The following is a 19,245-nucleotide window of genomic DNA, read 5'->3' as shown; positions in this document are numbered from 1 at the left end:
GCCATGGAAGAGAAGCTGCGCTTCGCCATCCGTGAAGGCGGCCGCACCGTCGGTGCCGGCATCGTCGTCACCATCAAAGAGTAATTTGGACTTAAACCGATCTGTCGCGGGCGCTGCCCGCGCCGCGCCAGAACAAGGAAGTGACGCATGAACGGACAGAATATCCGCATCCGCCTGAAGGCGTTTGATCACCGGGTGCTCGACGCCTCGACACGGGAAATCGTGTCGACCGCCAAGCGCACCGGCGCCAACGTCCGCGGCCCAATTCCGCTGCCGACGCGGATCGAAAAGTTCACGGTCAACCGGTCGCCTCACGTCGACAAGAAGAGCCGCGAGCAGTTCGAGATGCGCACGCACAAGCGTCTGCTCGACATCGTCGACCCGACCCCGCAGACGGTCGATGCTTTGATGAAGCTCGACCTGGCCGCCGGTGTCGACGTCGAGATCAAGCTCTAAGGAACCAGAGGTCAGCGGGGCGACCCGGAACTCTGAAGGAACAAGAGGCGTGGAGGGGCGACAGCCCCGACAGGGAACTCTAAAGGAATTGAACCGATGCGTTCAGGTGTGATTGCAAAGAAGGTGGGAATGACCCGCATCTACAACGATGCCGGGGAACATGTTCCCGTCACTGTTCTCCAGATGGAGAACTGCCAGGTCGTGGCGCAGCGCACGCAGGAGAAGAACGGCTATACCGCCGTCCAGCTCGGCGTTGGCCTTGCCAAGGTGAAGAACACGTCGAAGGCGATGCGCGGCCATTTCGCGACCGCTTCCGTCGAGCCTAAGGCCAAGGTTGCCGAGTTCCGCGTCTCCGCCGACAACATGATCGATGTCGGCGCCGAGATCACCGTCGAGCATTTCGTCGTCGGCCAGAAGGTCGATGTAACGGGAACCACGATCGGCAAGGGTTTCCAGGGCGTCATCAAGCGGCACCACATGGGTGGCGGCCGCGCGACGCACGGCAACTCGGTGTCGCACCGTACACACGGTTCGACCGGCCAGCGCCAGGATCCGGGCAAGGTGTTCAAGGGCAAGCATATGGCCGGCCACATGGGTGACACCCGCGTCACCACGCAGAATGTCGAGGTCGTCTCGACCGACGCCGATCGTGGCCTGATCCTGATCCGCGGTGCGGTCCCGGGTTCGAAGGGTGCATGGATCCTGGTCCGCGATGCGGCCAAGGTGGCGCTTCCGGCCAATGCGCCGAAGCCCGCCGCGATCCGCGCCGTTGCAACCGATGGTGCCGCCAAGAACGAGGCCCCGGCCACAGAGGGAGCGGAATAATGGACCTCAAGATTACAACGCTTGGCGGCAAGGACGCCGGTAAGCTGAAGCTCTCCGAAGAGATTTTCGGCCTTGATCCGCGCGAGGACATCCTGCAGCGCGTCGTGCGCTGGCAGCTCGCCAAGAAGCAGCAGGGCACGCACAAGGCCAAGGGGCGCGCGGAAATCGCCCGCACCGGCGCCAAGATGTACAAGCAGAAGGGTACCGGCCGCGCCCGTCACCATTCGGCTCGCGCTCCGCAGTTCCGCGGCGGCGGCAAGGCCCACGGCCCGGTCGTGCGCAGCCACGAGCACGATCTGCCGAAGAAGGTGCGTGCGCTCGGTCTCAAGCATGCGCTTTCGGCCAAGGCCAAAAGCGCGTCGATCATCATCATTGACGAGCTGAAGCTGACCGAGGCCAAGACCAAGGCACTGATCGCGAATTTCGCGACGCTGGGCCTGAGCAACGCCCTGGTGATCGGCGGCGCCGAGCTTGACAAGAATTTCAAGCTGGCGGCGACCAACATCCCGAACATCGACGTGCTGCCCATCCAGGGCATCAACGTTTACGACATTCTGCGCCGCGGCACGCTGGTCCTTTCCAAGGCCGCCGTCGAGGCTCTCGAGGAGCGCTTCAAATGACCGACCTTCGTCACTACGACGTGATCGTCTCGCCGGCGATCACCGAAAAGTCGACCATGGCTTCCGAGCAGAACCAGGTCGTCTTCAATGTCGCCAAGAAGGCGTCGAAGCCGGAAATCAAGGCCGCCGTCGAAGCGCTGTTCGGCGTCAAGGTGATGGCCGTGAACACGCTTGTCCGCAAGGGCAAGATCAAGCGCTTCCGCGGCACGATCGGCCGCCAGAGCGACGTCAAGAAGGCGGTTGTGACGCTGGCCGACGGCCAGTCGATCGACGTCGCGACGGGTCTCTGAGCAAGGTCGCGAGGACAGAACAATGGCACTGAAAAAATTCAACCCGGTAACGCCGAGCACCCGTCAGCTGGTCATCGTCGACCGCTCGGGCCTCTACAAGGGCAAGCCCGTCAAGGGCCTGACCGAAGGCCTGACCAAGTCGGGCGGCCGCAACAATTACGGCCGCATCACGGCCCGCTTCATCGGCGGCGGTCACAAGCGCACCTACCGCATCATCGACTTCAAGCGCCGCAAGTTCGACGTCGTCGGTACGGTTGAGCGTATCGAGTACGATCCGAACCGCACCGCCTTCATTGCGCTGATCAAGTACGACGATGGCGAGCTGTCCTACATCATCGCCCCGCAGCGTCTGGCTCCCGGCGACAAGATCGTGGCCGGTGAATCGGTCGACGTGAAGCCGGGCAACGCGATGCCGCTGGCCTCGATGCCGGTCGGCACGATCGTCCATAATATCGAGCTGAAGCCCGGCAAGGGCGCTCAGGTCGCCCGTTCGGCCGGTGGTTATGGCCAGCTCGTCGGCCGCGACCAGGGCATGGCGATCCTGCGCCTCAATTCGGGCGAGCAGCGTGTCGTCCACGGCTCCTGCATGGCCACTGTCGGTGCCGTGTCCAACCCGGACCACGGCAACATCAATGACGGCAAGGCTGGCCGCACCGTGTGGCGTGGCAAACGTCCGCACAATCGCGGCGTGACCATGAACCCGGTAGACCATCCGCATGGCGGCGGCGAAGGCCGCACCTCGGGTGGCCGCCATCCGGTTTCGCCCTGGGGCAAGCCGACCAAGGGCAAGAAGACGCGGTCCAACAAGGCGACCGACAAGTTCATCCTGCGCTCGCGCCATCAGCGCAAGAGCTAAGAAGAGGTAACGCCAAGTGACTCGTTCGATTTGGAAAGGCCCCTTCATCGACGGCTACCTTCTGAAGAAGGTGGACAAGGTTCGTGAAGGTGGTCGCAATGAGGTGATCAAGATGTGGAGCCGCCGCTCCACCATCCTGCCGCAGTTCGTCGGCTTCACCTTCGGTGTCTACAACGGCCAGAAACACGTTCCCGTCTCGGTGAACGAGGACATGGTCGGTCACAAGTTCGGTGAATTCGCTCCGACCCGGACCTATTACGGTCACGGCGCGGATAAGAAGGCGAAGAGGAAATAATCATGGGCAAGGCCAAAGCTCCGCGCAGGCTTGCTGACAACGAAGCGCGCGCCGTGTTGCGCACGATCCGTATCAGCCCGCAGAAGCTGAACCTGGTTGCCGCGCTGATCCGCGGCAAGAAGGTCGCGACAGCGCTTTCCGACCTCGAATTCTCGGCCAAGCGGATTTCCGGCACGGTCAAGAAGACGCTGGAATCGGCGATCGCCAACGCGGAAAACAACCACGACCTCGACGTCGATGCGCTGATCGTGGCGGAAGCCTATGTCGGCAAGTCGATTGTCATGAAGCGGTTCCATGCCCGTGGCCGTGGTCGCGCCAGCCGTATCGAGAAGCCGTTCTCGCACCTCACGATCGTCGTTCGTGAAGTCGAAGAAAAAGGGGAGGCCGCATAATGGGCCAGAAAGTCAATCCGATCGGTCTGCGTCTCGGCATCAACCGCACCTGGGATTCGCGGTGGTTCGCGAACACCGGCGAGTACGGCAAGCTGCTGCACGAGGACATCAAGATCCGCAAATATCTTGAGAAGGAACTCAAGCAGGCTGCGATCTCGAAGGTCGTGATCGAGCGTCCGCACAAGAAGTGCCGCGTCACCATCCATGCGGCGCGTCCGGGCCTGATCATCGGCAAGAAGGGCGCCGACATCGAGAAGCTTCGCAAGAAGCTGATGGAGATGACCAAGTCCGAGACGCATCTGAATATCGTCGAAGTGCGCAAGCCGGAGATCGACGCGACCCTGGTCGCCCAGTCGATCGCCCAGCAGCTCGAGCGCCGCATCGCGTTCCGCCGCGCCATGAAGCGCGCCGTCCAGTCGGCGATGCGCCTCGGTGCCGAAGGCATCCGCATCAACTGCGCCGGCCGTCTCGGCGGCGCCGAGATCGCGCGCATGGAATGGTATCGCGAAGGCCGCGTGCCGCTGCATACGTTGCGCGCCGACGTCGACTACGGCACGGCCGAGGCGAATACGGCCTACGGCATCTGTGGCGTCAAGGTATGGGTGTTCAAGGGCGAAATCCTTGAGCACGACCCGATGGCATCGGAGCGCCGCGCCACCGAGGGCGATCATGCGCATGGCGGTGGTGGTGAGCGCGAGCGCGGTCGCCGTCGCGAAAACGCGTAAGACAGTCAGGAATTTGGAGTTAGAACGATGCTGCAGCCAAAGCGCACAAAGTTCCGCAAGCAGTTCAAGGGCCGTATCCACGGTACCGCCAAGGGCGGCACCAACCTGGATTTCGGTGGTTTCGGGCTGAAGGCGCTTGAGCCGAACCGCGTCACCGCGCGCGAGATCGAGGCGGCCCGCCGCGCGATCACCCGCGAGATGAAGCGCGCCGGCCGGGTGTGGATCCGTATCTTCCCGGACGTGCCGGTTACGTCGAAGCCGACTGAAGTCCGTATGGGTAAGGGCAAGGGCGCCGTCGACTACTGGGCGGCACGCGTCAAGCCGGGTCGCATCATGTTCGAGATCGACGGCGTCAACGAAGAAACCGCCCGTGAGGCGCTGCGTCTCGGCGCGGCCAAGCTCTCGGTCAGGACGCGCTTCGTACAGCGCATCGCAGAATAAGGACGGGCTGATCATGAAAGCCGAAGACATCCGGACCAAGACCCAGGACCAGCTGACCGACGACCTGGCCAGCCTGAAGAAGGAGCAGTTCAACCTGCGCTTCCAGAAGGCCACCGGCCAGCTTGAGAAGACCGCGCGCGTGAGGCAGGTCCGCAAGGACATTGCGCGTATCAAGACCATCGCTGCGGAAAAGTCCGCGGCCAAGAAGGCTTAAGGACGAAAACCATGCCAAAGCGCATTCTGCAGGGCACCGTCGTCAGCGACAAGAACGAGAAGACGGTTGTCGTCAAGGTCGAACGGCGCTTCACGCATCCCGTGATGAAGAAGACCGTGCGCATGACCAAGAAGTACAAGGCGCACGACGAGAACAACGCCCACAAGGTCGGCGATCAGGTGTTCATCCAGGAATCGAAGCCGATTTCCAAGGACAAGCGCTGGGTCGTGGTGTCTTCGGACCAGGCCTGATCAGGGCAAACGAAACGAATTTTGGACAGACCGGGGAGGGGTGAGAAACCCGTCCCGTTAGAAAAGAAGAAGGCGGCCAGTCATGATTCAGATGCAAACAAACCTCGACGTCGCGGATAATTCCGGCGCCCGTCGTGTCATGTGCATCAAGGTGCTGGGCGGCTCGAAGCGGAAATACGCTTCCGTTGGCGACATCATCGTGGTGTCGATCAAGGAAGCCATCCCGCGCGGCCGCGTCAAGAAGGGCGATGTGATGAAGGCGGTCGTGGTTCGCACGGCCAAGGACATCCGCCGCCCGGACGGCAGCGTGATCCGTTTCGACAAGAACGCAGCCGTTCTCGTCGACAACAAGAAAGAGCCGATCGGCACGCGTATCTTCGGACCGGTTCCGCGCGAACTCCGCGCCAAGAACCACATGAAGATCATCTCGCTCGCGCCTGAAGTGCTGTAAGGAGCCGGACCAATGCAAAAGATTAGAAAAGGCGACAAGGTCGTCGTGCTGGCCGGCAAGGACAAGGGCCGTTCGGGCGAAGTCCTTTCGGTGCAGCCGAAGGACGACACCGCGCTGGTGCGCGGCGTCAACCTGATTCGTCGTCATCAGAAGCAGTCCCAGTCCCAAGAGGGCGGGATCATCACCAAGGAAGCGCCGATCCAGCTGTCGAACATCGCGCTGGCCGACCCCAAGGATGGCAAGCCGACCCGCGTCGGCTTCATCTTCCAGAAGGACGGCAAGAAGGTGCGCGTCGCCAAGCGCTCGGGAGAAGTCATCAATGGCTAAGGCTCAAACCAAGCAGGCAACTGCCCAGAACACGCCGCGCCTCAAGCAGGTCTACAACGAGACCATTCGCAAGGCGCTGCAGGAGCAGTTCGGCTACGAGAACGAGATGCAGGTTCCGCGCATCGACAAGATCGTGTTGAACATGGGCGTCGGCGAGGCGACCGGCGATTCGAAGAAGCCTTCGATCGCGGCCGAAGACCTTGCAATGATCGCCGGCCAGAAGGCCGTTGTCACCCGCGCCCGCAACTCGATCGCCGGCTTCAAGGTTCGCGAGAAGATGCCGATCGGCGCCAAGGTCACGCTGCGCAAGGAACGCATGTACGAGTTCCTCGACCGCCTCGTGAACATCGCACTGCCGCGCGTCCGCGACTTCCGCGGGCTCAACCCGAAGAGCTTCGATGGCCGTGGCAACTATGCCATGGGCATCAAGGAACACATCGTGTTTCCGGAGATCAACTACGACAAGGTTGATCAGATCTGGGGCATGGACGTCATCGTTTGTACGACTGCGAAGACGGACGACGAAGCCAGGGCATTGCTCAAGGCCTTCAACTTCCCCTTCCGCCAGTAACGGCAGCGAGAAAAGGAAAAATCTGAAATGGCAAAGACCAGCTCAGTCGAGAAGAACAACAGGCGCCGCAAGCTTGCGGACCAGTTCGCTGCCAAGCGCAAGGTGCTCAAGGCGATCATCATGGATCAGTCCAAGCCGATGGAAGAGCGCTTCCGCGCTCAGCTGAAGCTTTCGGCGCTGCCGCGCAACTCGGCCAAGACCCGCATCCGCAACCGCTGCGAAGTCACCGGACGTCCGCGTGCCTATTATCGCAAGCTCAAAGTATCGCGTATCGCGCTTCGTGATCTCGGCAATAACGGCCAGATCCCGGGCCTGGTCAAGTCGAGCTGGTAAGGAGGACATAACATGTCATTGAGCGATCCTCTCGGCGATATGCTGACCCGCATCCGCAACGCGTATGGCCGCAAGAAGTCGAGCGTTTCGACGCCGGCTTCGCGCCTGCGCACCCGTGTCCTCGACGTGCTGAAGGCCGAAGGCTATATCCGCGACTACAGCCAGACCGACTTCGACAACGGCAAGTCCGAAATCGAGATCGAGCTGAAGTATTTCGACGGTGCGCCGGTGGTGCGCGAAATCGCTCGGGTCTCGAAGCCCGGCCGCCGCGTCTACGTTTCGGCCAAGTCGATACCGCACGTCGCCAACGGCCTCGGCATCGCCATCCTTTCGACGCCGAAGGGTGTGATGGCCGACCACGAAGCGCGCGAACAGAATGTCGGCGGGGAAATCCTCTGCCAGATCTTCTGATCTGGTATGTGACCCGTTGGAATCCGGCTTTCGGGATCAAGTCCCGAAAACCGAGACCTGAAACAAGAGAAGTGACGAGGACAACAGAATGTCTCGTATTGGAAAGAAACCCGTTTCGCTGCCGCAGGGCGTGACCGCGACCGTCAACGGCCAGACCGTGACGGCGAAGGGTCCGAAGGGCGAGCTGAAGTTCGTGGTGAACGACGAAGTGCTGGTCAAGATGGAAGGCAGCGAGATCGCTGTCCAGCCGCGCGACCAGACCAAGACCGCCCGTTCCAAATGGGGCATGTCGCGCACGCAGATCGTCAACATCCTGCAGGGCGTCAAGGACGGCTTCGAAAAGAAGCTCGAGATCACCGGCGTCGGCTATCGCGCCGCCATGCAAGGCAAGAACCTGCAGCTGGCGCTCGGCTTCAGCCACGACGTTGTCTACGAGACGCCGCAGGGCGTGACGATTTCGGTGCCGAAGCCGACGGAAATCACCGTGACCGGCATCGACAAGCAGCAGGTTGGTCAGGTTGCCGCCGAGATCCGCGAGTACCGCAGCCCCGAGCCCTACAAGGGCAAGGGCGTCCGCTATGCTGGCGAGAAGATCGTCCGCAAGGAAGGCAAGAAGAAGTAATTTTAACGCCGCGGGGAGCGGTCGCGGGAGGCTCGTCCTACCGCATATGGTTGCCCCCGTTTTTTGAAGGCAAGGAACTGATATCATGGGCTCGAAAGAATCCACCCAACGCCGCGCTCAGCGCGTCCGCCGCCAGATCAAAAAGGTTGCCGGCGATCGTCCGCGTTTGTCGGTCCATCGCACGTCGAAGAACATCTATGTCCAGGTGATCGACGACGCTAAGGGCCACACCATCGCGGCTGCTTCGACGCTTGAGAAGGAGCTCAAGGGCTCGCTCAAGACCGGCGCCGACACCGCGGCCGCAGCTGCCATCGGCAAGCTGATCGCCGAGCGTGCCTCGAAGGCCGGCGTCAAGGAAGTCGTCTTCGACCGCGGCGCCTACATCTACCACGGCCGCGTCAAGGCGCTTGCCGAGGCTGCACGTGAAGGTGGTCTGAGCTTCTAAAATCGAAATTCGCCCCGGCAACCCAAAGAGGCCGCCGGATATCATCATCAACCGTGCTTCCGGAAAAAAACAAGGAACAGGATATGGCACAGGAACGTAGGGATGGCGGCCGCGGCCGTGATCGCGAAGAACGCGACGACGGCATGGTCGACAAGCTCGTCCACATCAACCGTGTCGCCAAGGTCGTCAAGGGCGGCCGGCGCTTCGGCTTTGCAGCACTCGTTGTCGTCGGCGACCAGAAGGGCCGCGTCGGCTTCGGCCACGGCAAGGCGCGTGAAGTGCCGGAGGCGATCCGCAAGGCGACCGAATCGGCCAAGCGCGACATGATCTTCGTGCCGTTGCGCTCGGGCCGCACGCTGCACCATGACGTCGAGGGACGCTGGGGCGCGGGACGTGTCCTGCTGCGCGCCGCCAAGCAAGGTACCGGCATCATCGCCGGCGGCCCGATGCGCGCCGTATTCGAGACGCTCGGCATGCATGACGTGGTCGCCAAGTCGATGGGTTCTTCGAACCCCTACAACATGGTTCGCGCCACTTTCGACGCGCTGAAGAGCCAGATGCATCCGAAGGATGTGGCTGCCGCGCGCGGCATCAAGTATTCGACCCTTCAGGCCCGCCGCGGCACCGCCGTTGCGGCTGAAGAATAGTCGACGCTGACCAGGGATCTGACCATGGCCAAGAAAGCAACCAAGACCATCACCGTCGAGCAGATCGGTTCACCGATCCGCCGGCCGAAGGAGCAGCGCGCAACGCTGGTCGGCCTCGGCCTCAACAAGATGCACAAGCAGCGCACGCTGGAGGATACGCCCTCCGTGCGCGGCATGATCGCTGCCGTCCAGCATCTCGTCCGCGTCGTGGACGAGGGCTGAGCCAGAGCGCAGGAGAATCCAGATGAAACTCAATGATCTGCGTGACAAGGACGGCGCGACGCATTCCAAGAAGCGTCTCGGCCGTGGCATCGGTTCCGGTTCGGGCAAGACCGCCGGTCGCGGCGTCAAGGGCCAGAAGGCGCGCTCCGGTGTCGCCGTCAACGGCTTCGAGGGTGGCCAGATGCCGCTCTACCGGCGTCTGCCGAAGCGCGGCTTCAACAATATCTTCGCCAAGAGCTTCACTGTCGTGTCGCTGGCCCGCATCCAGGCGGCGCTCGATGCCAAGAAGCTTGACGCTAAGACAGTTGTGACGGCCGAGGCGCTGGTTGCGGCCGGCGTCATCCGTCGCGTCAAGGACGGCGTGCGCATCCTTTCGGACGGCGACATCAAGGCCAAGCTTGCCTTCGACGTGGCCGGAGCCTCCAAGGCCGCGATCGAGAAGATCGAAAAGGCCGGCGGCTCGGTGAAACTGCCTGAGCAGGCAGCCGCCGAGTAACGGCAATTTGAAGCACGTTCGGCAAAGGCGGAATTCGGTTTTGCCTGCGGTCGTGCTTTGATCCGACAGATGTGGCGGCCGCATCAACGCGGCCGCTTGCATGTTTGCAGTCCGGAGCTTATCTCGTGAGCTTCGGTGACACGCGCCGCCTGAACTGCGGGCATCGAGCGTGACCAAGCGGAGAATCAGGCATGGCTTCGGCTGCTGAACAACTAGCCTCGAATCTGAATTTTTCGGCCTTCGCCAAAGCCGAGGATTTGAAGAAGCGCATCTGGTTCACCATCGGCGCGCTGCTCGTCTACCGTCTTGGCACCTACATCCCGCTGCCCGGCATCAATCCCGACGCTTTCGCCCAGGCCTTCTCGTCGCAGAGCAAGGGCGTGCTCGGCATGTTCAACATGTTCGCCGGCGGCGCCGTGCAGCGCATGGCGATCTTTGCCCTTGGCATTATGCCCTATATCTCCGCTTCCATCATTATGCAGCTGATGACCTCGGTCATTCCGTCGCTGGAAGCGCTGAAGAAGGAAGGCGAGCAGGGCCGCAAGATCATCAACCAGTACACGCGCTACGGCACAGTGCTTCTGGCGCTGGTCCAGGCGTACGGCATTTCGGTCGGGCTTGAGGGCGGCAACGGCATCGTCAACGATCCCGGCATGTTCTTCCGCATCTCTACCGTCGTCACGCTGGTCGGCGGCACCATGTTCCTGATGTGGCTTGGCGAGCAGATCACCGCCCGCGGCATCGGCAACGGCATTTCGCTGATCATCTTCTCCGGCATCGTCGCCGGCCTGCCGCGCGCCATCTCCGGCACGCTGGAGCTTGGCCGCACCGGCGCCTTGTCGACCGGCCTGATCCTGGCGATCATCGTGCTCGCCATCATCGTCATCGCGCTGATCGTCTTCTTCGAGCGCGCCCAGCGCCGCCTGCTGATCCAGTATCCCAAGCGCCAGGTTGGCAATCGCATGTTCCAGGGCGATACCTCGCATCTGCCGCTGAAGCTCAACACGTCCGGCGTCATTCCGCCGATCTTCGCCTCGTCGCTGCTGCTGCTGCCTGCGACCGTCGCCGGCTTCTCGCAGACCACCAATATGCCTGCATGGGCCAGCACCGTCCTGGCGGCGCTCGGCCACGGCCAGCCGCTCTATATGGCCTTCTACGCGGCGATGATCGTGTTCTTCGCCTTCTTCTATACGGCGATCGTCTTCAATCCGAAGGACACCGCCGACCAGCTCAAGAAGCATTCTGGCTTCATCCCGGGCTATCGTCCGGGCGAGCGCACTGCGGACTATATCGACTATGTGCTCACCCGCATCACTGTCGTCGGCGCCATTTATCTGGTGCTGGTGTGTCTGCTGCCCGAGTTCCTGATTTCAGCGACTGGCGTACCGTTCTACCTTGGTGGCACTTCGCTCCTGATCGTGGTCAGTGTAACGCTCGATACGGTCGCGCAGATTCAGGGTCACCTGATCGCGCACCAGTATGAGGGCCTGATCAAGAAGTCGAAGCTGCGCGGGGGGAAGAAGGCCAGATGAGGTTGATATTGCTTGGACCGCCGGGGGCGGGCAAGGGGACACAAGCACTGAGACTGGTAGAACGACACGGCATCCCACAGCTTTCCACGGGGGACATGCTGCGTGCTGCTGTTCAGGCCGGCACCGAAGTCGGCAAGCGCGCCAAGGCGGTGATGGACGCTGGCGAACTGGTGTCCGACGCTATCGTCAATGCCATCGTGGCCGAGCGCATCGATCAAGCTGATTGCGCAAACGGTTTCATCCTTGACGGGTATCCCCGAACTCTGGTGCAAGCGGACGCCGTTGAGGAAATGCTGTCGGATCGCGGACTGGAGCTAGACGCGGTCATCGAATTTGTCGTCGACGACAAGGCGCTGGTTGGCCGAATCGTCAAGCGCGCCGAAGAAGCCAAGGCCGCAGGCCTGCCGGTGCGCAAGGACGACAGTCCAGCGGTGTTCGAAGAACGCTTGAGGGAATATTACAAGAAAACCTCGCCGCTGATCGGTTACTACTATGCCAAGGGCAAACTTAGGGGCGTCGATGGCATGGCCGACATCGATGCGGTGACGCAGCAGATCGAGGCGGTGCTCAGGGCGACGACCCGGCAGGTTGGCCGGGCGGCCGGCTAGAGAATCGAACGATTGCGCTTGACTGGAGCGGTCCGCTGGGGTATGGCGGCCCGTCTTCCTATCAGGCATGAGGCTTGCTTGTCCGCAAGGGCAAGGCAGGCCGCTTTGAACTGGAAACTCCCGCAAGGGCCGGCCTCCACCGGACGCGGGGCAACTTGAAGCGCCGGCTCGCCCGGCCTACATGGAGAAGAGAAGAACATGGCTCGTATAGCCGGCGTCAACATTCCGACCAACAAGCGCGTCGTCATTGCGCTTCAATACATTCACGGCATTGGCAAGAAGTTCGCCCAGGAGATCGTCGACAAGGTCGGCATCCCGGCCGAGCGTCGCGTCAACCAACTGACCGACGCGGAAGTGCTGCAGATCCGCGAGACCATCGACCGCGACTATCAGGTCGAGGGTGACCTGCGCCGCGAAGTGTCGATGAACATCAAGCGACTCATGGACCTCGGCTGCTACCGCGGTCTGCGTCACCGCCGCTCGCTGCCGGTTCGTGGTCAGCGCACACATACCAATGCGCGCACCCGCAAGGGGCCGGCCAAGTCGATTGCCGGAAAGAAGAAGTAATTTAGGGCAGTAAGGGAGTAGGGCAGTAAGGCAATAGGAACGGCAGACATACTGCCCTACTGCCATATTCCCCTACTGCCTTCTCCCTGGTGGAGCCGCTGGTATTACGGCGGTGTAGAGATCAACTGAAAGGACCATCATGGCCAAGGAAGCCACTCGTGTTCGCCGTCGCGAACGCAAGAACATCTCGTCGGGCGTTGCCCACGTCAATTCGACCTTCAACAACACGATGATCACCATCACCGACGCGCAGGGTAACTCGATTGCCTGGTCGTCGGCTGGAGCCCAGGGCTTCAAGGGATCGCGCAAGTCGACCCCGTTCGCTGCCCAGATGGCCGCAGAAGATGTTGCCAAGAAGGCCCAGGAACACGGCATGCGCATGCTCGAGGTCGAGGTCTGTGGACCCGGCTCCGGTCGTGAATCGGCGCTGCGCGCGCTGCAGGCCGCCGGCTTCACCATCACCTCGATCCGTGATGTGACGCCGATCCCGCATAATGGTTGCCGCCCGCGCAAGAAGCGCCGCGTTTAAAGAATTTACCGAACGCCGCGCGAGCGCCTCAAGGGCGCTCCTCCACGGCATTCCAGGTCGCCCGCCACGATTGGATGGTGGCGGGACAACGGAAGGAAAGCACTATGATCCAGAAAAATTGGCAAGAACTGATCAAGCCGAACAAGATCGAGTTCTCGTCGAAGAAGAAGACGCTGACCACGCTCGTCGCCGAGCCGCTCGAGCGCGGCTTCGGCCTCACCCTCGGCAACGCGCTGCGCCGCGTGCTTCTATCTTCGCTGCGTGGCGCGGCTGTGACCGCCGTGCAGATCGACGGCGTTCTGCATGAATTCTCGTCCATCGCCGGCGTGCGCGAGGACGTGACCGACATCGTCTTGAACATCAAGGAAATCGCCATCCGCATGGAAGGCGACGGCCCCAAGCGCATGGTCGTACGCAAGCAGGGACCGGGTGCGGTTCTCGCCGGCGACATCCAGACCGTTGGCGACGTCGAGATACTCAATCCCGACCACGTCATCTGCACGCTGGACGAGGGCGCTGAAATCCGCATGGAATTCACCGTCGACACCGGCAAGGGCTATGTGCCGGCCGACCGCAACCGCGCCGAGGACGCGCCGATCGGGCTGATCCCCGTCGACAGCCTGTATTCGCCGGTCAAAAAGGTCTCCTACAAGGTCGAGAACACCCGCGAGGGCCAGGTTCTCGACTATGACAAGCTGACCATGACCATCGAGACCGATGGTTCGATCTCGGGCGAGGACGCAGTGGCCTTCGCCGCTCGCATCCTGCAGGACCAGCTCGGCCTGTTCGTCAATTTCGACGAGCCGCAGAAGGAAGTCGCCGCCGAACAGGTTACCGAGCTTGCCTTCAACCCGGCGCTGCTCAAGAAGGTCGACGAGCTCGAGCTTTCGGTGCGTTCGGCCAACTGCCTGAAGAACGACAACATCGTCTATATCGGCGACCTGATCCAGAAGACCGAAGCCGAGATGCTGCGCACCCCGAACTTCGGCCGCAAGTCGCTGAACGAGATCAAGGAGGTCTTGGCGGCGATGGGCCTGCATCTCGGCATGGAAGTGCCGGACTGGCCGCCGGAAAACATCGAAGACCTCGCCAAGCGTTACGAAGATCAATATTAAGCATGATCCCGAACCGAAGGTCAGCGCAGCAAAAAGTTGCAGACTTTTCGGACAAGATCATGCGGCTAACCAACTGGGGCTCAGGCCTCTTGAAACCGCAATGAAGGAGAAGAGCCATGCGCCACGGATTTAAAGGCCGCCGGTTCGCCCGCAGCATAAGCCATCGCAAGTCGATGTTTGCCAACCTTGCCGTGTCGCTTATCGAGCACGAGCAGATCCTCACCACGCTACCGAAGGCGAAGGATTTGCGTCCGATCGTCGAGAAGCTGGTGACGCTCGGCAAGCGCGGCGACCTGCACGCCCGCCGCCAGGTTATTGCCCAGATCGGCAATGAAGGCGTCGTCAAGCGCCTGTTCGATACCATCGCGCCACGTTATGCCACCCGCAACGGCGGCTATCTGCGCATCATGAAGGCCGGCTTCCGCCACGGTGATAACGCGGCAATGGCGGTTATCGAGTTCGTCGACCGCGACACCTCGGCCAAGGGCGCCGGCGACCGTGCCCGCATCGAGGCTGAAGGCACCGAAGAGGAAGCCGCGGCCGCATAAGGCTCGGCTTTCCTGAGATGTTCAAAAGGGGCCTCCGGGCCCCTTTTTCTGTTTCCGAAGGTAACCGGGCAGGGCTGGTAGGGGTTTGGTCACCGGTTTTTGCGGCGACTACCCAAAATAATCGGATTTCAGCGGCTTAGCCTTTCATTTTGCACAATCGTCAGGACAATGGCGCCCGACTTGGAGGATTCGGAATGCGCGTTAAACGGCTGTCCATTGTTCTGATCTGCGCCTTGATGGCGTTGGCCCTCGTGCCGGCGGCCAGGCACGCGCTGGCGGAGGAGACCAAGCCAGATCCTGGTCTGTCCGACGTGCTGACCGATCTGTTGCATGGCGTCGAAGGCGAAAACGCCACCTCCGGCCCCGACAAGCGCGTGCCGTTCGGCCGCGAGGAGGTGCAGCTGTCCTTTGCGCCGCTGGTCAAGCAGACGGCGCCGGCTGTAGTCAATGTCTACGCCTCGCAGACCGCCAAGGTGGCGTCACCCTTCGACGGCGATCCGTTTTTCGAGGAGTTCTTCGGCCGCTCGCAGCCGCGCGCGCAGTCGTCGCTCGGTTCGGGGGTACTGGTCGATCCGACCGGCGTCGTGGTGACCAATTTCCATGTCGTCAAGGACGCCGACCAGGTCAAGGTCGCGACCGCCGACGGGCGCGAATTCGACAGTAAGGTGCTGCTCAAGGATGAGACGCTCGACCTCGCCGTGCTCAAGATTTCTTCCGACAAGCCGTTCCCGGTGATCGCCATCGGCGATTCCGACGCGCTCGAGGTTGGCGACCTGGTGCTGGCGATCGGCAATCCGTTCGGGGTCGGCCAGACCACCACCAGCGGCATCATTTCGGCGGTGGCGCGCAGCCATATCGGCGTCTCCGATTCCAGCTTCTTCATCCAGACCGACGCGGCCATCAATCCCGGCAATTCCGGCGGCGCGCTGGTCAACATGGGAGGGCAGCTGATCGGCATCAACACGGCGATCTACAGCCGTAGCGGCGGCTCGATCGGCATCGGCTTTGCCATCCCTTCGAACATGGTCCGCGCTTTCGCCGATGCGGCCAAGGCCGGGCTCGACTTCTTCGAGCGGCCGTATGCCGGTGCCGAGTTCGAGGCGGTGACGCCGCAGATTGCGGAATCGCTCGGCATGGACAAACCGACCGGTGCGCTGGTTTCCTCGGTCGAAGAGGCGGGACCCGCGGCCAAGGCAGGGCTCAAGCCTGGCGACGTAGTGCTGTCGCTCAACGGCAAGCCGGTCGAGAGCGTCGGGGCGCTGGACTACCGGATGGCGACGCTGTCGATTGGTACGAATGCCAGCTTCGGCGTTCTGAGCAAGGGTCAGCAGGCGACGATGGACATCGCTCTGGAACGACCGCCCGAAGGCGCCAAGGCTGCAGAACTCATATTGCGCGGGCGTAGCCCGTTTTCGGGTGCCAAAGTCGCTGAACTGTCGCCACGGCTTGCCCAACGGCTCGGTCTGCGCACCGATGTCAAAGGCGTCACCGTAGTCGACATCAACCGCGATTCGCCCGCTGCCGATTTTGGCTTCCAGCCAGGCGACATCGTGCGTGAGGTCAATGGCCTGACGATCGACAAGGCGGCGACGCTGGAACAGGTAGCCCAGCAGGACACGCGCTGGTGGCGCTTTACCGTCGAGCGCGGCGGGCAGATACTGCGCCAGGTGTTGCGTTACTGAGCCCGACCGTCAGCATGATCGGGCTCCAGGCAGAAGAAGTTGCATGGCCGATCTGTTCAGTGTCGATGAACCGAAAAAGACGCCGCCCGGCAGGCCGCTGGCGGACCGTCTGCGCCCGAAGAACCTTGGCGAGGTTGTCGGGCAGGAGCATCTGACCGGACCCGACGGCGCGCTGACGCGGCTGATCGGCTCCGGCTCGCTCGGCTCGATGATTTTCTGGGGCCCGCCCGGCACCGGCAAGACAACGGTCGCACGGCTGCTTGCCGGAGAGACAAGCCTCGTCTTCGAACAGATTTCGGCCGTGTTTTCCGGCGTTGCCGACCTGAAGAAAGTGTTCGAGGCAGCGAAGCTGCGCCGCTCGAACGGCCGCCAGACACTGCTGTTCGTCGACGAGATCCATCGCTTCAACCGCGCCCAGCAGGACAGTTTTCTGCCCGTGATGGAAGACGGCACCGTCGTGCTGGTCGGCGCCACCACCGAGAACCCGTCCTTCGAGCTTAACGCCGCGCTTTTGTCGCGCGCGCGCGTGCTGGTCTTTCACTCGCTCGGCGAGGAGAGCATCGCCAAGCTGCTGGCGCGGGCCGAGCAGGCAGAGGGCAGGGCGCTGCCGCTCGATGAAGACGCGCGGGCGATGCTCATCCGCATGAGCGACGGCGACGGCCGCGCGGCGCTGACGCTCGCCGAAGAGGTCTGGCGCGCAGCGAAATCAAAGGAGGTGTTCGGCGCCGAGGCTCTGCAGCGCATCGTCCAGCGCCGCGCGCCGATCTACGACAAGGGCCAGGACGGCCATTACAATTTGATCTCCGCCTTGCACAAATCGGTGCGCGGCTCCGACCCCGACGCGGCACTCTACTATCTGGCCCGCATGTTCGACGCCGGCGAAGATCCGCTTTATCTCGGGCGCCGGTTGGTGCGCATGGCGATGGAGGATATCGGGCTGGCCGACCCGCAGGCGCTCGTCGTCGCTAACGCCGCCAAGGACGCCTACGACTATCTGGGCTCGCCCGAGGGCGAACTGGCCTTCGCCGAGGCGACCGTCTATCTCGCCACCGCGCCGAAATCCAATGCAGTCTATACCGCGTTCAAGGCCGCCACACAGGCGGCGAAGGAATTCGGTTCGCTGCTGCCGCCCAAGCACATTCTCAATGCGCCGACCAAGCTGATGAAACAGGAAGATTACGGCGCCGGCTATCGCTACGACCACGACGAGCCCGACGCTTTTTCCGGCCAGGACTATTTTCCGGAGAACATGGGAAGGCAGACATTCTACGACCCGCCCGAGCGCGGCTTCGAGCGTGATATCAGGAAGCGGCTGGATTATTGGGCGAAGCTGCGCAGCGAGCGGGAAAAATAGCTGCCAGTCGCACAGTGGCGTGATCGCCGTTGTCTGGCGTGACAAAAAACCCTATCAAGATGCGCCTTCGGCCGGCGGACAGGCCAGAAACGTACCGACGATATTCAGAACGGAATCGCGCCTGGCGCGTGGAAAAATGACGAAAAAATCTCGCAAGACCCTTCGGAAGTTCGCCATAGCGATCCCGCTGCTGGCGCTCGGCTTTTATTTCATTCCCATCCTGATGACAATTTTCATTGTCCTCGGTCTGATCGACGTGTTGCGCAACGACAACAAGAACTGGGCCCTGTTCAGTGGTTATTTCCTCGGCAACGGCATCTTCACCTGGCTGCTTTCGCCCTTCAATCTGCTGGTCGATCTGCTGTGCTACAGAAACCGCGGTGTCTGGAAACTGGACCAGTTTCCTCCGGACTATCAGCGTGAGGTCAATGAGGTTCTGGACGTCTTCAAAGCGCGCAAGGACGAGATCATCGCCGATATCGACGCCAATTTCGGCAGCGGCCGGCGCGGCATGTATGTCTACCAGTGGTACGGCAAGCACAAGATCGACAATGTTGCCGAATTCAACAAGGATTTCAAATATATCAAGACCATCGCCGTGTCCGTGTTCAGGGGCAAGGAATCGACCTCCTGGCATTTCGGACCGCTGCGGCTCAGCCTGCGCATTCTCTACAATCTTCTCCCGGTGAAGGCCGAGGTTTTCGTCGAGTGCAACAACGCCAGGAACTACTGGCACGACAATCCGCTCTATATTTTCGACGACACGCTGCTGCACCGCTCGGTCAACGAATATGATGGGCGCCGCTACTGCGTGTTCATGGACATCATCCGGCCATCGCCATTCCCCGGCCTGATCGCCGCTCTTCTCGCCATCGTTTCAGTCAGCGTCGAGCGCATCAATGCCATGTTCTACAAGAACTGGAAGATGATCGGCTCCAGCAAGCCGAAGAAGGCCGGAGCCGCCTGACACCGTGGTGTGACCGGCGTGAGGGAGCACGATGTATCATCTGTTGCTTGTCTGCCTTGGTGGCGCGATCGGCGCAATGGCCCGCTTCTTCTTGTCCGGCTTCGTCGCCCGCCGGGTTGGCGAGACCTTTCCCTGGGGCACGATGGTGGTCAACGTCTCGGGAGCGTTTGCAATCGGTGTCGTTGCGCATGCGGTGGCGCGCGACGGCATGCCCGCCATCTGGGCCGTTGCCGTCACCGGCGGCCTCGGCTGCTACACCACGGTGTCTTCCTTCAGCCTGCAGACGCTGGCGCTGGCGCGCGAGGGCGAATGGCTGCGCGCCGGCGGAAATGTGCTGCTTTCGGTTTTCCTGAGCCTCGGCGGCGTGACGCTGGGCTTTGCCGCAGGAAGTCTTCTGATTGGCAGCGGGGCGCCGTGAGCGGCCCGCGGAAGCTCCGCCACGACGGGACGGAC

The 19,245-nt window shown here is 62.0% G+C and carries 32 protein-coding genes; all 32 read left to right on the top strand.

All coding sequences use genetic code 11. The features are described from left to right. On the top strand, positions 1-84 hold an 84-nt coding region (locus NKJ35_RS07130; protein WP_455749504.1), incomplete at its 5' end, for an EF-Tu C-terminal domain-related protein. A 63-nt stretch (positions 85-147) separates the two neighbouring features. Continuing rightward, positions 148-456: a 30S ribosomal protein S10 gene (gene rpsJ / locus NKJ35_RS07125; RefSeq protein ID WP_006205468.1), complete on the top strand. Its 309-nt coding sequence runs from the start codon at positions 148-150 to the stop codon at positions 454-456. A 96-nt stretch (positions 457-552) separates the two neighbouring features. Further along, on the top strand, positions 553-1,281 hold the full coding sequence (rplC, locus tag NKJ35_RS07120; RefSeq protein ID WP_023717519.1) for a 50S ribosomal protein L3: 729 nt from the start codon (positions 553-555) through the stop codon (positions 1,279-1,281). After that, positions 1,281-1,901 carry a 50S ribosomal protein L4 gene (rplD, locus tag NKJ35_RS07115; RefSeq protein WP_023675140.1) on the top strand — a complete coding sequence of 207 codons (621 nt, stop codon included), beginning with the start codon at positions 1,281-1,283 and terminating at the stop codon, positions 1,899-1,901. Before rplC ends, rplD begins: the two co-directional genes overlap by 1 nt. Then, positions 1,898-2,191 carry a 50S ribosomal protein L23 gene (locus NKJ35_RS07110; RefSeq protein ID WP_006205465.1) on the top strand — a complete coding sequence of 98 codons (294 nt, stop codon included), beginning with the start codon at positions 1,898-1,900 and terminating at the stop codon, positions 2,189-2,191. Before rplD ends, NKJ35_RS07110 begins: the two co-directional genes overlap by 4 nt. A gap of 22 nt (positions 2,192-2,213) precedes the next feature. Further along, the gene (gene rplB, locus NKJ35_RS07105; protein WP_023675138.1) at positions 2,214-3,047 is read left to right on the top strand and encodes a 50S ribosomal protein L2; all 834 of its coding nucleotides are present in this window, start codon (positions 2,214-2,216) and stop codon (positions 3,045-3,047) included. 16 nt (positions 3,048-3,063) lie between these two features. Continuing rightward, positions 3,064-3,342: a 30S ribosomal protein S19 gene (gene rpsS / locus NKJ35_RS07100; RefSeq protein ID WP_006205463.1), complete on the top strand. Its 279-nt coding sequence runs from the start codon at positions 3,064-3,066 to the stop codon at positions 3,340-3,342. A 2-nt stretch (positions 3,343-3,344) separates the two neighbouring features. Beyond that, positions 3,345-3,734 carry a 50S ribosomal protein L22 gene (rplV, locus tag NKJ35_RS07095; protein WP_006205462.1) on the top strand — a complete coding sequence of 130 codons (390 nt, stop codon included), beginning with the start codon at positions 3,345-3,347 and terminating at the stop codon, positions 3,732-3,734. Further along, a complete protein-coding gene (gene rpsC / locus NKJ35_RS07090; protein ID WP_023675137.1) occupies positions 3,734-4,459 on the top strand; it encodes a 30S ribosomal protein S3 in 726 nt (241 codons plus the stop codon). The genes rplV and rpsC overlap by 1 nt, the downstream gene beginning before the upstream one ends. A 27-nt stretch (positions 4,460-4,486) precedes the next feature. After that, the gene (gene rplP / locus NKJ35_RS07085) at positions 4,487-4,900 is read left to right on the top strand and encodes a 50S ribosomal protein L16 (protein WP_006205460.1); all 414 of its coding nucleotides are present in this window, start codon (positions 4,487-4,489) and stop codon (positions 4,898-4,900) included. 13 nt (positions 4,901-4,913) lie between these two features. After that, on the top strand, positions 4,914-5,114 hold the full coding sequence (rpmC, locus tag NKJ35_RS07080; RefSeq protein WP_006205459.1) for a 50S ribosomal protein L29: 201 nt from the start codon (positions 4,914-4,916) through the stop codon (positions 5,112-5,114). A gap of 11 nt (positions 5,115-5,125) precedes the next feature. Beyond that, the gene (gene rpsQ / locus NKJ35_RS07075; RefSeq protein ID WP_023675136.1) at positions 5,126-5,365 is read left to right on the top strand and encodes a 30S ribosomal protein S17; all 240 of its coding nucleotides are present in this window, start codon (positions 5,126-5,128) and stop codon (positions 5,363-5,365) included. Between the two features lie 82 nt (positions 5,366-5,447). After that, positions 5,448-5,816, top strand: coding sequence for a 50S ribosomal protein L14 (gene rplN, locus NKJ35_RS07070; RefSeq protein ID WP_006205457.1), 369 nt, complete (start codon positions 5,448-5,450; stop codon positions 5,814-5,816). Positions 5,817-5,828: 12 nt separating this feature from the next. Further along, positions 5,829-6,143, top strand: coding sequence for a 50S ribosomal protein L24 (gene rplX, locus NKJ35_RS07065; protein ID WP_254817150.1), 315 nt, complete (start codon positions 5,829-5,831; stop codon positions 6,141-6,143). After that, positions 6,136-6,714 (top strand): 50S ribosomal protein L5, encoded by a 579-nt coding sequence (gene rplE, locus NKJ35_RS07060; protein WP_008875670.1) that lies wholly within the window; start codon positions 6,136-6,138, stop codon positions 6,712-6,714. Before rplX ends, rplE begins: the two co-directional genes overlap by 8 nt. 27 nt (positions 6,715-6,741) lie before the next feature. Next, a complete protein-coding gene (rpsN, locus tag NKJ35_RS07055; RefSeq protein WP_023675134.1) occupies positions 6,742-7,047 on the top strand; it encodes a 30S ribosomal protein S14 in 306 nt (101 codons plus the stop codon). Positions 7,048-7,059: 12 nt separating this feature from the next. Beyond that, positions 7,060-7,458, top strand: coding sequence for a 30S ribosomal protein S8 (gene rpsH, locus NKJ35_RS07050; RefSeq protein ID WP_006205453.1), 399 nt, complete (start codon positions 7,060-7,062; stop codon positions 7,456-7,458). A gap of 88 nt (positions 7,459-7,546) precedes the next feature. Continuing rightward, positions 7,547-8,080, top strand: a complete 534-nt coding sequence (gene rplF, locus NKJ35_RS07045; protein WP_023675133.1) for a 50S ribosomal protein L6 — start codon at positions 7,547-7,549, stop codon at positions 8,078-8,080. 85 nt (positions 8,081-8,165) lie between these two features. After that, entirely contained in the window at positions 8,166-8,525 is a 360-nt protein-coding gene (gene rplR / locus NKJ35_RS07040; protein ID WP_023675132.1) for a 50S ribosomal protein L18, read from the top strand. Positions 8,526-8,608: 83 nt separating this feature from the next. Beyond that, positions 8,609-9,172 carry a 30S ribosomal protein S5 gene (gene rpsE / locus NKJ35_RS07035; RefSeq protein ID WP_006333394.1) on the top strand — a complete coding sequence of 188 codons (564 nt, stop codon included), beginning with the start codon at positions 8,609-8,611 and terminating at the stop codon, positions 9,170-9,172. Between the two features lie 24 nt (positions 9,173-9,196). After that, positions 9,197-9,394, top strand: a complete 198-nt coding sequence (gene rpmD / locus NKJ35_RS07030; RefSeq protein WP_006205449.1) for a 50S ribosomal protein L30 — start codon at positions 9,197-9,199, stop codon at positions 9,392-9,394. A 22-nt stretch (positions 9,395-9,416) separates the two neighbouring features. After that, positions 9,417-9,890, top strand: a complete 474-nt coding sequence (gene rplO / locus NKJ35_RS07025; RefSeq protein WP_023675131.1) for a 50S ribosomal protein L15 — start codon at positions 9,417-9,419, stop codon at positions 9,888-9,890. Between the two features lie 191 nt (positions 9,891-10,081). Then, positions 10,082-11,422: a preprotein translocase subunit SecY gene (gene secY / locus NKJ35_RS07020; protein ID WP_254817152.1), complete on the top strand. Its 1,341-nt coding sequence runs from the start codon at positions 10,082-10,084 to the stop codon at positions 11,420-11,422. Continuing rightward, a complete protein-coding gene (locus tag NKJ35_RS07015; protein ID WP_254817153.1) occupies positions 11,419-12,030 on the top strand; it encodes an adenylate kinase in 612 nt (203 codons plus the stop codon). The genes secY and NKJ35_RS07015 overlap by 4 nt, the downstream gene beginning before the upstream one ends. Before the next feature lie 198 nt (positions 12,031-12,228). After that, positions 12,229-12,597 carry a 30S ribosomal protein S13 gene (gene rpsM, locus NKJ35_RS07010; protein ID WP_006205445.1) on the top strand — a complete coding sequence of 123 codons (369 nt, stop codon included), beginning with the start codon at positions 12,229-12,231 and terminating at the stop codon, positions 12,595-12,597. 139 nt (positions 12,598-12,736) lie between these two features. Continuing rightward, positions 12,737-13,126 (top strand): 30S ribosomal protein S11, encoded by a 390-nt coding sequence (rpsK, locus tag NKJ35_RS07005; RefSeq protein WP_023799279.1) that lies wholly within the window; start codon positions 12,737-12,739, stop codon positions 13,124-13,126. Between the two features lie 104 nt (positions 13,127-13,230). Beyond that, on the top strand, positions 13,231-14,241 hold the full coding sequence (locus NKJ35_RS07000) for a DNA-directed RNA polymerase subunit alpha (RefSeq protein ID WP_023675128.1): 1,011 nt from the start codon (positions 13,231-13,233) through the stop codon (positions 14,239-14,241). A gap of 116 nt (positions 14,242-14,357) precedes the next feature. Continuing rightward, positions 14,358-14,789 carry a 50S ribosomal protein L17 gene (gene rplQ / locus NKJ35_RS06995; RefSeq protein WP_023675127.1) on the top strand — a complete coding sequence of 144 codons (432 nt, stop codon included), beginning with the start codon at positions 14,358-14,360 and terminating at the stop codon, positions 14,787-14,789. A gap of 194 nt (positions 14,790-14,983) precedes the next feature. Beyond that, positions 14,984-16,471: a DegQ family serine endoprotease gene (locus NKJ35_RS06990; protein ID WP_352645839.1), complete on the top strand. Its 1,488-nt coding sequence runs from the start codon at positions 14,984-14,986 to the stop codon at positions 16,469-16,471. A gap of 43 nt (positions 16,472-16,514) precedes the next feature. Then, positions 16,515-17,825, top strand: coding sequence for a replication-associated recombination protein A (locus NKJ35_RS06985; RefSeq protein ID WP_352645837.1), 1,311 nt, complete (start codon positions 16,515-16,517; stop codon positions 17,823-17,825). 136 nt (positions 17,826-17,961) lie between these two features. Beyond that, positions 17,962-18,792: an aspartyl/asparaginyl beta-hydroxylase domain-containing protein gene (locus NKJ35_RS06980; protein WP_352645835.1), complete on the top strand. Its 831-nt coding sequence runs from the start codon at positions 17,962-17,964 to the stop codon at positions 18,790-18,792. Between the two features lie 31 nt (positions 18,793-18,823). Then, complete coding sequence (gene crcB / locus NKJ35_RS06975) at positions 18,824-19,210, top strand: fluoride efflux transporter CrcB (protein WP_352645833.1); 387 nt, start codon at positions 18,824-18,826, stop codon at positions 19,208-19,210. The last annotated feature ends 35 nt before the right edge of the window (positions 19,211-19,245 follow it).

The sequence above is a fragment of the Mesorhizobium sp. M0136 genome (assembly GCF_040322515.1).
GTDB lineage: Bacteria > Pseudomonadota > Alphaproteobacteria > Rhizobiales > Rhizobiaceae > Mesorhizobium.
The sequence above is the reverse complement of the archived record's forward strand: the minus strand, read 5'-3'. Positions and strand labels throughout refer to the sequence as shown.

Excerpts from the sequence above, each read along its gene's own strand:
- rplQ (WP_023675127.1), top strand. The coding sequence starts at position 14,358 with ATGCGCCACGGATTTAAAGGCCGCCGGTTCGCCCGCAGCATAAGCCAT.
- rplB (WP_023675138.1), top strand. The coding sequence starts at position 2,214 with ATGGCACTGAAAAAATTCAACCCGGTAACGCCGAGCACCCGTCAGCTG.
- rpsK (WP_023799279.1), top strand. The coding sequence starts at position 12,737 with ATGGCCAAGGAAGCCACTCGTGTTCGCCGTCGCGAACGCAAGAACATC.
- secY (WP_254817152.1), top strand. The coding sequence starts at position 10,082 with ATGGCTTCGGCTGCTGAACAACTAGCCTCGAATCTGAATTTTTCGGCC.
- NKJ35_RS06980 (WP_352645835.1), top strand. The coding sequence starts at position 17,962 with ATGACGAAAAAATCTCGCAAGACCCTTCGGAAGTTCGCCATAGCGATC.
- rpsH (WP_006205453.1), top strand. The coding sequence starts at position 7,060 with ATGTCATTGAGCGATCCTCTCGGCGATATGCTGACCCGCATCCGCAAC.
- rplO (WP_023675131.1), top strand. The coding sequence starts at position 9,417 with ATGAAACTCAATGATCTGCGTGACAAGGACGGCGCGACGCATTCCAAG.
- rplV (WP_006205462.1), top strand. The coding sequence starts at position 3,345 with ATGGGCAAGGCCAAAGCTCCGCGCAGGCTTGCTGACAACGAAGCGCGC.
- rpsQ (WP_023675136.1), top strand. The coding sequence starts at position 5,126 with ATGCCAAAGCGCATTCTGCAGGGCACCGTCGTCAGCGACAAGAACGAG.
- crcB (WP_352645833.1), top strand. The coding sequence starts at position 18,824 with ATGTATCATCTGTTGCTTGTCTGCCTTGGTGGCGCGATCGGCGCAATG.
- rpsJ (WP_006205468.1), top strand. The coding sequence starts at position 148 with ATGAACGGACAGAATATCCGCATCCGCCTGAAGGCGTTTGATCACCGG.
- NKJ35_RS07110 (WP_006205465.1), top strand. The coding sequence starts at position 1,898 with ATGACCGACCTTCGTCACTACGACGTGATCGTCTCGCCGGCGATCACC.
- rplE (WP_008875670.1), top strand. The coding sequence starts at position 6,136 with ATGGCTAAGGCTCAAACCAAGCAGGCAACTGCCCAGAACACGCCGCGC.
- rpmC (WP_006205459.1), top strand. The coding sequence starts at position 4,914 with ATGAAAGCCGAAGACATCCGGACCAAGACCCAGGACCAGCTGACCGAC.
- rpsM (WP_006205445.1), top strand. The coding sequence starts at position 12,229 with ATGGCTCGTATAGCCGGCGTCAACATTCCGACCAACAAGCGCGTCGTC.
- rplX (WP_254817150.1), top strand. The coding sequence starts at position 5,829 with ATGCAAAAGATTAGAAAAGGCGACAAGGTCGTCGTGCTGGCCGGCAAG.
- rpsN (WP_023675134.1), top strand. The coding sequence starts at position 6,742 with ATGGCAAAGACCAGCTCAGTCGAGAAGAACAACAGGCGCCGCAAGCTT.
- NKJ35_RS07000 (WP_023675128.1), top strand. The coding sequence starts at position 13,231 with ATGATCCAGAAAAATTGGCAAGAACTGATCAAGCCGAACAAGATCGAG.
- rpsE (WP_006333394.1), top strand. The coding sequence starts at position 8,609 with ATGGCACAGGAACGTAGGGATGGCGGCCGCGGCCGTGATCGCGAAGAA.
- rplF (WP_023675133.1), top strand. The coding sequence starts at position 7,547 with ATGTCTCGTATTGGAAAGAAACCCGTTTCGCTGCCGCAGGGCGTGACC.
- rplR (WP_023675132.1), top strand. The coding sequence starts at position 8,166 with ATGGGCTCGAAAGAATCCACCCAACGCCGCGCTCAGCGCGTCCGCCGC.
- rpsC (WP_023675137.1), top strand. The coding sequence starts at position 3,734 with ATGGGCCAGAAAGTCAATCCGATCGGTCTGCGTCTCGGCATCAACCGC.
- NKJ35_RS07015 (WP_254817153.1), top strand. The coding sequence starts at position 11,419 with ATGAGGTTGATATTGCTTGGACCGCCGGGGGCGGGCAAGGGGACACAA.
- rplD (WP_023675140.1), top strand. The coding sequence starts at position 1,281 with ATGGACCTCAAGATTACAACGCTTGGCGGCAAGGACGCCGGTAAGCTG.
- rplN (WP_006205457.1), top strand. The coding sequence starts at position 5,448 with ATGATTCAGATGCAAACAAACCTCGACGTCGCGGATAATTCCGGCGCC.
- NKJ35_RS06990 (WP_352645839.1), top strand. The coding sequence starts at position 14,984 with ATGCGCGTTAAACGGCTGTCCATTGTTCTGATCTGCGCCTTGATGGCG.
- NKJ35_RS06985 (WP_352645837.1), top strand. The coding sequence starts at position 16,515 with ATGGCCGATCTGTTCAGTGTCGATGAACCGAAAAAGACGCCGCCCGGC.
- rplC (WP_023717519.1), top strand. The coding sequence starts at position 553 with ATGCGTTCAGGTGTGATTGCAAAGAAGGTGGGAATGACCCGCATCTAC.
- rplP (WP_006205460.1), top strand. The coding sequence starts at position 4,487 with ATGCTGCAGCCAAAGCGCACAAAGTTCCGCAAGCAGTTCAAGGGCCGT.
- rpmD (WP_006205449.1), top strand. The coding sequence starts at position 9,197 with ATGGCCAAGAAAGCAACCAAGACCATCACCGTCGAGCAGATCGGTTCA.